Genomic DNA, 9,449 nt, shown 5'->3' on the forward strand with positions numbered 1-9,449 from the left:
CCGGCCGGCGGCGTGTCGATGATCGAGAGGTCGCGCACACTGGCCATGGCCATCTGGAGTGTGCGCGGGATGGGCGTCGCGGTGAGTGTCAAAACATCGACTTGCGTCCGCAGTTCTTTTAGCCGCTCCTTGTGCTTTACGCCGAACCACTGTTCTTCGTCGATGATCACGAGCCCAAGATTGCGGAACACGACGTCTTTCTGGAGCAGCCGGTGCGTACCGATCACGATATCGATGGTTCCCGCTGCCACGTCTTTGAGGATAGCCTTGGCTTCTTTGGAGGATTGAAAGCGAGACAGGAGCGCTACTGTGGTGGGAAACGGCGCAAATCTTTCCGAGAAATTATCGTAATGCTGATGTGCCAGCAGGGTCGTCGGCACCAGGACGGCAACCTGCCGGTTGTCCTCAATCGCTTTGAACGCGGCCCGCATCGCCACTTCCGTCTTCCCGTAACCGACGTCGCCGCAGACCAACCGGTCCATCGGCTTGCTGGATTCCATATCACGAGTGATGTCCTCGATCGCTTTCAGCTGATCCGGCGTTTCCTCGTACTCGAATGCCGCTTCGAACTCGTGATAGAGGGTGCTGTCGAAACCGTAGGCATGACGTTTGGCAAGTTCCCGGTTGGCGTAAAGGTCGATGAGTTCATGCGCCATCTCTTCGATATCTTTCTTTACCCGGGCGGTCGTTTTCGCCCAGCTGGTTCCGCCCAAGCGGTCCAGTCGTGGAACATGACCCTCCGCGCCGCTGTACCGCTGCACCTGATTCAAGCGGTCCAACGGCACGTAGAGCGTGTCTCCTCCGGAGAATTCCAGGATCAAGTAGTCACTGTCGAAGTCTTGAACCGAAAGCCGTTTGAGCCCTCGATACTTGGCGATGCCATGTTGGACGTGGACGACATAGTCGCCGACGTTGAGGTCTTCAAGCGATGAGAGGAATGTCGCAGCTTTGCTCTTGGCTTGCGGTTTGTGGCGGGCTCCTTTCGCGAACAGCTCCTCCTCTGTGAGCAGGGCCAATCGCAATTCGGAGGACAGGAATCCAGCCGAAAGATCGCCGTGCAGTACATAGAACGGTGTGCGTCCTTGGCTGGTCGAGGTCCAACTCGAGGCGGTCCATTCGATCGCAGGGACGTCGTGTTCGCGCAATAGGGAAAGGAGGCGATCGACCTGACCTCGGCTTCTCGCGACCAAAATGACTCGGCAGTCCTGTCTGAGCTGCTCAAGGATCGAAAGGGTTTGGCTGAAGGGTGTGCCTCGCGCTCCGAGTCCACTGCTGGCTGGAACCTGCGCGGGAAACGATTGCACCGGGTCCCATGAGGCATCGGTCTCTGCCAAAGGTTCAAGGGCAAGTTGTGACCAACCCCCTGTGAGATCAGAAAGTTCACGCCAGGTGAGGAATAACCGTTCTGGGGAGGGGTAAGGCGCCGCCTCTTTCCTATCGCTGTGCCGAAGGTAACCGTCGTCGATCTTATCCCAAACTTCTGCACAGGCCTTTGTTAACTGGGCCGGTTGATCGAGTGCGAGCAGGGGGCGTGTGGTGAAGTAATCGAGAAGGCTATGCATCTCTCCGTAGAGATCGGGGGCACGCCATTCCGCGTCCGCTGGAATCGGTGTCTGTGCCTCCGGTGCTTCTTCAGGCCGCAGGTATTCGCGCGCTGGCAGGACGACCGCACGATCCATTTTAGCTGTGGACTTCTGGGTAGCAGGGTCGAACAGACGGAGAGATTCGACGGTTTCGCCGAGAAATTCAACGCGCAAGGGCTCCGTATATGCCGTGGAAAAAATATCAACAATGCCGCCGCGAATGCTGAACTCGCCGGGGATTTCAACGACGGACACCCGGCGGTATCCCAGTCGAAGCAGTCCGGCCGTGAGGACCTCCCGCTCAATTCCGCTGCCGACTTTGAACGACAGGAGTGTGTGAAGAAATGTTTCTACCGGCAGGAGCCGCTGCATGAACGCATCGATGGACGTCACAACCTTCGCGGCAGAGCTTGTTCTCATCCGATGCAACGTGGTCATCCGTCTGGCCACGAGGCCTACGTGCGGAGCCGTCGACTCGTATGGCAGGGTTTCCCAACGCGGAAACAGCGCCAGCGAGTTCGTCGACAGCCCAAGCAGCCCATGGAAAAACCTGATGTCATCGTACAGCCTCTCCGCGGCTTCGTCGGATCTTGCGATAACCAGCCAGGGCAATTGGCCGACGGAACCGGATTGCGGATGCCACAACTGTGTCAAGGCGAAGCCGGCCGTCGATCCGTGGAGGCCTGTGAGACAGGGCCTGGCGCTTTGCCGCGATAGCGCCGCGGCGACCAACGAGCAGCATTGAACCGGCGAAGGATGGGATGGGAAGGTTGACACGGCTTATGTTGATTGCGATCTGATGCGTTGAACAAGTGCGGTGGTCGATATGCCTGGAACCAGCGGAATGGTTTTGACAATGCCTCCCCGTTGCTCGACAACATTGCGGCCGACGATCTTGTCGATCGACCAATCCCCTCCTTTGACGAGCACATCCGGTTGCAAGGCGGTAATCAGGGTCAACGGGTCAGGTTCAGTGAAAATGACGACATAATCCACACAACCCAATGCGGCCAGCACTTCAGCTCGTTGAGCTTCGTTCACGATCGGCCGGTCCGACGCCTTGTTCAAGCTTTTGACGGAGGCGTCACTGTTGACGCCGACGACGAGCAGGTCGCCGAGTTCTTTCGCCGCTTGCAGATAGCGAGTATGACCCACGTGCATGAGGTCGAAACAGCCATTGGTGAACACGATCCGTTTGTTCTGCGCACGGGCTGAATCCAAAATGGGCCTGAGTTGGGCGCTGGTCTTCACTTTGTCGGTCATGGAGACAACATCATACCGTCAGTGTGGGCAGATAGAAAGAGAAGAGGTCAATCGTCTGTGTCTCGCGTGACCCCTCCAAGGCCGATGACGCTTGGGCCGTGGCGAGCGATCAGTGCGTCCATCGCCTCGATCGCCTTGTTCCGTCGCCTATCGTACAGACCGGGCGGCGCGGGAGTCAGGGCTGTCAGGCCCAGTCCGGCAAGTCGATACTTCGTTCCCGCTTTGACCAAATCCTGAAGCGCCTGTTTGATCGTCGGCCACATGTCCGGATCGTAGTTGAGAGGCTGTGGAAACCGCCGTTGTCTAGTCGTGATGGCGAACCGGGCATCTTTCAGTTTCACGGTGCATCCACCCGCTGCCAGTCCTTCGTGACGGAGCTCCAGGGCCAGCGAGCGAAGAAAACCCCGGAGTGTCTGCTCGAGCAAGCTTCGGTCACACGTATCCTGATCGAACGTCGTTTCGTGACTGGCACTCTTGGATTCCCGATCCGGTACGACCGGTTCCTGGTCATGCCCTTGTACTACCTCACGAATCCAGAGAAAACGAGATCCAAAGACGTTTCGCAGAGGCTGATCCCACTTTGGATCCGAGAGATCCCCGATCGTTTTCAGTCCGATCGATTTCAGGCGCGCTGCAGTCTTGGGGCCGATGCCGGGAAGGGCTCCCAGGGGGTGAGGCGAGAGAAAAGCAGTTTCCGATCCGGGAGGGACGATTGTCAAACCGTCCGGCTTGTGGGAATCGGCCGCGATCTTGGCGACCGTTTTCCCCGATGCGACCGCGATGGTGCAATGGAGGCCAGTCGCCTCAAGGATCGAAGACTTGACCAGCCTCGCGAGGGCGATCGGATCCCTGTATCGGATCTGCAGATCTGTTGTATCGGCGTAAAACTCATCTATGCTGCTCCATTCTGTCGCGGGGAAGAGTCGATCGGTCACGACCCTCATCTCATCGTGCAAGCGCCGATAGAGAGGGCGGTCCAGCGGGAGCAAGATCAAATGTGGGCAGAGCCGCAAGGCTTCGGTAGTCGGCATAGCCGACCGGACACCGAACTTGCGGACAGCATAACTAGCTGCGGCAATGATGCCGCGAGGCGGCGGCCCGCCGACAGCAATCGGTTTGCCGGAAAGGCTTGGGTCTTTGACGACGGCGGCCGAGGCGAACATCGCATCAACGTCACCAAACAGAACTTGGCGTGGCCAACGAGCCTTCGGCAGCCATGAGACATCACTCGTCATTCGTCGTTCGAACGAAACAGTAAGTGGAGAAAAGCCGCGCAGCGGAGAAGCTTAGAACCTTGTCGCGAAGAAATCCAGCTCTAGCTGTACGTATGACGTGGAGGATGCAGGAGGGCCATTGAGCTTCTGTTCAGCTGCGATGGCGGCCCGACGAACAGCATTGGGTGACCCCAGTTCCTGCAAGGAACCGCGACAGTTTCCGCAATGGTGGCGGCGCGGCTGTATGGTCCTGCGTTGGCGCCGATAGATGCGGCCGCATTGGCGGCAGCGCCAGGCGAATTTCGCGAGGGCAAGTACTTCGGTCTGAAGGGAGTGGTAGATCGTGACGGCCAGTTCTCCGTCTCGATTCATCTCCGTCATCTTGCGGAGAAAGTCCGGTCCGTGGTTCGGTCTGCGTTTAAGCAGATCATACTGCCATTGATGGATCATTTCATGAGCAAGGGTGCTGATGAGTTCATTGCGCCCGTACGGATGATGGGCCACCAACGGCTTGAGAAGCGGCAGTGACAGGCGGATCTCCCGTTGTGCGGATTTCTGTGAAGCGGTTCCGGCCCAAAAAGATCGGGGCCCCACTCGGCTGACAAACATACCGGCAGAGGCTGTCAGCCGGCGGCTCCACACCAGATCGATCGGAGGCAGGGCCTCGTCGAAATATTGCCGGTTGAGGCCGGACCAAATCTCCTTCAGTTCTTGCGATGTAAGGGGAACTGTGGAGCGTAGCGCCATGTCCGATGTTATCCAAGCTCTTCGGCGACTGCCGCGACAAGCAAGGGTAACATAATTTCGTGGTGGCCAATCAAGGAATATCCCTTGCCGCCTTTTTGCGTCGGCCGGCGGACCACGTTGGTTTGCGGACGATAGTGCGAGAGGAAGTCCATGTTGACGGTCGTAATGTTGGAAAGATCATGCCCGAGGTTCCGTCCGAGTGAGACGGTTTTCAAGAAGACTTCCGGCAGCACAACGGCCGAGCCGAGATTCACGTAGACGCCGCCTTCCATTCCGGCGACGACTGCAGCGAGTCGCCGGAAATCGATGAGGGACGTCGCGCCGATCGCCGCCCCGTCGGCTGCCGGGTGCATGTGGATGATGTCGGTTCCGATCGCGACATGGACGGTCACGGGAATGCTCAATCTGGCACCGGTCGCCAGAATGCTAGTCCCGCGGTTGGGGAATTGTCCTTTGTAGCGATTGATGTAGTGGCCGACTGCTTCACCGAGTCCCTGTCCATCACGATGACCCCTGGCGATCGCTTCGTTGAGGATCCGGCCAGTTTCTTCCGCCATCCCAAAGCGTCCCTCGTCGATCTCCGCGTCAACTTCTTCCGATGTATGGCCCATGAGGGCCAGCTCGAAGTCGTGGATGATGCCGGCTCCGTTCATTGCAACAGCGGTGACGATTCCCTGTTCCATCAGATCGACGAAGGTCGGCGCTAGTCCGACCTTGACGACATGGGCTCCGATCCCGACGATAACGGGACGGCCCCTGCGGTGAGCCATCGCGATCGCTTTGGCGACGGCCCTGAGTGTTTTGACGGCAAGGATGTCCGGTAAGGCTCGATAAAACTGGCTGAAACTTCCGCCCCGCCGCCAAGGTTTGGCGAAATCGGAGACCCGCACTTTGCTGTGGCGCTTCTTGAGCGGATAGGTCTTGAGATCCGTCACATTGATGGGCGGGATCAAGCTGCGAACGGCGACGGGCGGTCGTTTCCGGTCAGGAGGCTTTGCCAAGGAGCTGTTCCTCAGTCAGTTCGCACAGGACATGACCTAACGTGATGTGGCTTTCCTGGATCCGGGCGGTTGATTTTGACGGTACGACAAAAGAAAAATCGACCATTGAGGCAAGTTTGCCGCCGGTGCCCCCGGTCCATCCAACCGTTGTCAGGCCGCAAGCCTTTGCCGCCTCAACACCTTTGATCACATTAGGGGAATTGCCGCTGGTGCTGATCGCGATTGCGAGGTCTCCCTTCTGGCCGTGCGCATGCACCTGCCGGGCGAAGAGTTCGTCGTAACCGTAATCGTTAGCAATACAGGTAATGGCAGCGATATCGGTGGCGAGTGCGATGGCCGGCAGGGGGTGGCGCTCGCGCTTGTAACGGCCTACGAATTCAGCAGCGATGTGCGCGGCATCTGCGGCACTACCGCCGTTTCCGAAAAGAAGAACTTTCCTGCCCTCACGAAAAGCCGTTGCGAGTAGCTTAGCGAGTTCCACGATACGGTCCACATGATCGCGGACGAATTGCTGTTTGACGTTCGCGCTTTCCTGGAATGCGCTAAGGACAAAGTCTTTCATCGAGGGCGATTCTAGGCGAGGGGTCGGGTCCTGTCAAACCTCCCATGCAGAACCCTTTACGACCTGATCGGCGTAGCAGAACCAGCTTGTCTGATGGCATTCATCGCCAACGCGATCATTGAACCGACATCGGAAACACTGGCGGGGAGCACCAGTGTATTGCTCGACTTGGCGAGCTCGCCGAACTGGGTGATGTATTGTTCGGCGACACGCAATTGCACGGCTTCCTGACCGCCCGGGACTTGGATGGATTCGGCGACTTTGCGCAACCCTTCGGCCGTAGCCTGCGCGATAGCCAGGATGGCTGAGGCTGCTCCTTCTGCTTCGTTGATCTGCTGCTGTTTCTTTGCCTCAGAGGCCTTGATGACTTGTTGCTTTTCACCCTCGGCCTGGTTGATCGCTGCGTCGCGCTCGCCTTCCGAGGTCAGAATCAAGGCGCGCTTTTCCCGCTCCGCGCGCATCTGTTTTTCCATGGCGTTGAGCACGTCCTTCGGAGGCGTGATGTTCTTGATTTCATACCGTAGGACCTTCACGCCCCAGGGTTCAGAGGCTTTGTCTAACTCGTTCACAACCTGGATATTGATGTTGGTCCGCTCTTCGAACGTCCGGTCCAGCTCAATCTTTCCGATCTCGCTCCGTAAAGTTGTCTGGGCGAGTTGGGAGAGCGCGAAGTTATAATCGCTGATTCCATAGGAGGCCCGTTCAGGGTTGAGCACCTTGAGATAGAGCACGCCGTCCACGGAAACCTGGACGTTATCGCGGGTGATGCAGACCTGTTCCGGAATGTCGATCGCCGTTTCCTTGAGCGAATGGCGATAACGAATGGTGTCGAAGAAGGGGAGCAGGATATGAAACCCCGCATCCAAGGTATTGGAGTATTTCCCGAGGCGTTCGACGACGTACGCGCTTTGCTGGGGGACGACAACGGCGGTCTTAGCGATGACGTACAGAACGAGTAGGGCCAGAAAGAGCACAACCAATGTGCCTGACGACATGCTTACCTCCTCTACCTTCGTTCGTTCACGGTCATGAGCAAACTACTCCGCAACGATCCAGAGCGTGAGCCCCTCTACGTGAGTGACCTTTCCGCGCTGGCCTTTGTCGAGCGATGCCGAACCCACGTTCTTCGCCGTCCAGGTTGTTCCGCGCAATTCCGCCTTTCCCGTTGCACCGACCGCAAGCGGTTCGAGCGGGATCGCAACCTCGTCGACCATAGAATCGACATCGGGCTGCCCCTTCCGTCTCTCATTGAGTCTGGCTAGCAAGGGACTTCTGAAGAGCAAGAGAGACCCGACGGCGATAACGGAGAACAGCAGCCACTGTAACCAGTCTGCGGTTACGACTTCGAGTCCGGCCAAGGTGCCGACGACCAGGGCGGAAAGTCCGAAAAAGAGAATGTAGAAACCTCCCGGCATCGTCATTTCGGCGCCGAGGAGGGCCAGGCCCAGGACCATCCAATACCACCAAGTCATCGTGAACCTCGCCGAAAGCGGTGCGGAGCTGGAAGGATTTCGTAAAGACAGCAAGAGTCTATGCGCGTTTCTAAAGACCGTCAAGAAGAAGGAATTTCGACGCTGCGTGAATTGATCGTCCGGCAGGCCGATGATATAGTCCGCACGAGATGGCTCATGATCAACCAGTTTCCGCACTGGTCGTTGCCCTTACCGGCGATCTTGCATCGGCGGTGTATTCGATTAATCGTCTGTGTCCTGAATCGCTGTGTTTCGTGCTGCCTGAGTCGGCAAAGGCGATGGTTGAAAATGCCGTGCAACCCAAGCTCACCCAAATGCCCCGCCGGTGGGATTGGGTTGTCATCAATGATACAGAGAGCTTTCCTGCCTGCTACCAGGACATCGCCCGATCGCTGCCTGTCATCCTGACCACGTGGAAGGTTGAACAGGGAACGCTGGTCGTCGACGTGACGGGTGCGACGCCGGCCATGGCCGGTGCCCTCTCACTGGTCGCCATGCCCTTTACGTCACGTATTGTGTCGGCTGTGGCAGCGGAAGAGGGACGAGACGGCGAATCGATCGTGATCGAGGGTCGCGAGTGTCTCTGGTTGTCGGCGAATCCTTGGGATGAGGCGGCGGAGATCATGAGACATGAGGGCTGTGATCTCTTCAATCGAGGGGCGTTTGTCGCAGCCGGATTGTTGTTTCGCCAGATCGAAATGCGGGTCAGTGGTGGGCAGAAACCGCTCTATCGGGCATTTGCCGATATTGCGGAAGGATATGATCTATGGGAACGGTTCCATTATCGGCAGGCCTGGGAAAAATTGAAATCCTCTGCGAAGGCACTGGACATGGCCTCGTTGTTCGGCGGGCCTCCAGGGCTCAAAGTAGTCGTATCGGCGATCAAGGCCAACGCGGGATTCTTGGAGAAACTGGTTCTCGATCCGTCAGAGGCAAAAGAATTACTCGCCGTCGATTTGCTTGCTCACGCCTATCGACGGCTCAGAGTGGCCAACGATGCAGAAACCGCCATGCAGTCATTGATTCGCGCTCTTGAGGCGTTCGCCCAGCGGCAGCTGTTCAAGCAGCACAAAATCAAGACGTGGGATGTTCGGCCGGAGCAATTGCCACAGTCGCTCCAGGAAACCTGTCGGATCTGCTATCTTGAAGATATCGACGGGAAATACAAACTGCCGTTGCAAGCTCAGTTTCGCGTCCTGGCAGGATTGGGTGATCAGATGGGCCAATCGTTCCTTCGCGAATGGCCGAAGATGAAACCGTTACTTGATGCTGCGAATCAATCCGTCCTCGGCCACGGGTTCGAAACGATCAAGCCCGAACGTGTACAACAGTTGTACGATGTCGTGATCAAGTTGACGGGGGTTCCAGATACGTCCTTGCCGAAATTTCCTACGCTCTTGCTCTGAGATGGACGTCAAGATCTACTATGAAGATACCGACTGCGGCGGTGTGGTGTACTATGCAAACTACCTCAAATACTTCGAGCGGGCCAGGACGCATTATCTTGAAGAGCGGGGACTTTCGGTGGCCCGTCTTCTCGAGGAAGGGAGAGCGTTTGTCGTGGTGCGCGCCGAACTGGACTATCGTACGCCGGCTCGCTACGGCGA

10 protein-coding genes are annotated in these 9,449 nt (G+C 57.5%); 2 read left to right on the forward strand and 8 right to left on the reverse strand.

All coding sequences use genetic code 11. The features are described from left to right. The 8 genes from ACWVCN_RS04615 to ACWVCN_RS04650 form a co-directional block, all read right to left on the reverse strand. Window positions 1-2,360: DEAD/DEAH box helicase (locus ACWVCN_RS04615; protein WP_455244345.1), on the reverse strand; the 2,360-nt coding region annotated here is incomplete at its 3' end. Between the two features lie 3 nt (window positions 2,361-2,363). Continuing rightward, window positions 2,364-2,846: a D-glycero-beta-D-manno-heptose 1-phosphate adenylyltransferase gene (gene rfaE2, locus ACWVCN_RS04620; RefSeq protein ID WP_455244346.1), complete on the reverse strand. Its 483-nt coding sequence runs from the start codon at window positions 2,844-2,846 to the stop codon at window positions 2,364-2,366. A 47-nt stretch (window positions 2,847-2,893) separates the two neighbouring features. Then, window positions 2,894-4,081 (reverse strand): DNA polymerase Y family protein, encoded by a 1,188-nt coding sequence (locus ACWVCN_RS04625; RefSeq protein ID WP_455244347.1) that lies wholly within the window; start codon window positions 4,079-4,081, stop codon window positions 2,894-2,896. 51 nt (window positions 4,082-4,132) lie between these two features. After that, entirely contained in the window at window positions 4,133-4,807 is a 675-nt protein-coding gene (locus ACWVCN_RS04630; RefSeq protein WP_455244348.1) for a SprT-like domain-containing protein, read from the reverse strand. Between the two features lie 8 nt (window positions 4,808-4,815). Further along, on the reverse strand, window positions 4,816-5,808 hold the full coding sequence (locus ACWVCN_RS04635) for a hypothetical protein (RefSeq protein WP_455244349.1): 993 nt from the start codon (window positions 5,806-5,808) through the stop codon (window positions 4,816-4,818). Beyond that, window positions 5,792-6,370 carry a D-sedoheptulose-7-phosphate isomerase gene (locus tag ACWVCN_RS04640; protein ID WP_455244350.1) on the reverse strand — a complete coding sequence of 193 codons (579 nt, stop codon included), beginning with the start codon at window positions 6,368-6,370 and terminating at the stop codon, window positions 5,792-5,794. Before ACWVCN_RS04640 ends, ACWVCN_RS04635 begins: the two co-directional genes overlap by 17 nt. 56 nt (window positions 6,371-6,426) lie before the next feature. Beyond that, window positions 6,427-7,365, reverse strand: coding sequence for an SPFH domain-containing protein (locus ACWVCN_RS04645; protein ID WP_455244351.1), 939 nt, complete (start codon window positions 7,363-7,365; stop codon window positions 6,427-6,429). A 42-nt stretch (window positions 7,366-7,407) separates the two neighbouring features. Then, a complete protein-coding gene (locus ACWVCN_RS04650; protein WP_455244352.1) occupies window positions 7,408-7,842 on the reverse strand; it encodes an NfeD family protein in 435 nt (144 codons plus the stop codon). A gap of 149 nt (window positions 7,843-7,991) precedes the next feature. Here ACWVCN_RS04650 and ACWVCN_RS04655 point away from each other — a divergent pair, with 149 nt between their 5' ends. Continuing rightward, on the forward strand, window positions 7,992-9,248 hold the full coding sequence (locus tag ACWVCN_RS04655) for a TIGR02710 family CRISPR-associated CARF protein (protein WP_455244353.1): 1,257 nt from the start codon (window positions 7,992-7,994) through the stop codon (window positions 9,246-9,248). A gap of 1 nt (window position 9,249) precedes the next feature. Continuing rightward, window positions 9,250-9,449 (forward strand): YbgC/FadM family acyl-CoA thioesterase (locus ACWVCN_RS04660; protein WP_455244354.1); only part of this gene is annotated, 200 nt, incomplete at its 3' end.

This window comes from Petrachloros mirabilis (assembly GCF_975968855.1).